The 609-nt window shown below is 61.4% G+C and carries 1 protein-coding gene; it reads right to left on the bottom strand.

Annotated elements, in window-relative coordinates:
• The coding region (locus QMX98_RS34800) for an aldehyde dehydrogenase family protein (RefSeq protein ID WP_282412091.1) at positions 1-609 on the bottom strand (609 nt) is incomplete at both ends.

Below are 609 nucleotides of genomic sequence, written 5' to 3' on the forward strand. Positions count from 1 at the left end.
CAGCTCGGCGCCTTCGCCCTTGGCGATTTCCAGGTACGACAGGATTTTGTCGAATTGCTGCTCGGACGCCTGGGCGCCAACCATGGTGTCGGTGTCCAGCGGGTCGCCACGTTTGATCGACAGCACTTTCTTCATCACCACTTTCATGAAGTCGTCGTAGATCGACTCCTGCACCAGCGCGCGGGAAGGGCAGGTGCAGACTTCGCCCTGGTTGAAGAACGCCAGCACCAGGCCTTCAGCGGCTTTTTCGATGAAGGAAGGTTCGGCCTTCATGATGTCTTCGAAGAAGATGTTCGGCGACTTGCCACCCAGCTCCACGGTGGACGGAATGATGTTTTCGGCGGCGCATTTCATGATGTGCGAGCCGACCGGGGTCGAGCCGGTGAAGGCGATCTTGGCGATGCGTTTGCTGGTGGCCAGGGCTTCGCCGGCTTCTTTGCCGAAGCCTTGAACGACGTTCAGCACGCCCGGCGGCAGCAGGTCGCCGATCAGCTCCATCAGCACGGTGATGCCCAGCGGGGTTTGCTCGGCAGGCTTGAGCACCACGCAGTTACCGGCGGCCAGGGCCGGGGCGAGTTTCCAGGCGGCCATCAGGATCGGGAAGTTCCA

This window comes from Pseudomonas sp. PS02303 (genome assembly GCF_029959925.1).
GTDB lineage: Bacteria > Pseudomonadota > Gammaproteobacteria > Pseudomonadales > Pseudomonadaceae > Aquipseudomonas > Aquipseudomonas mandelii.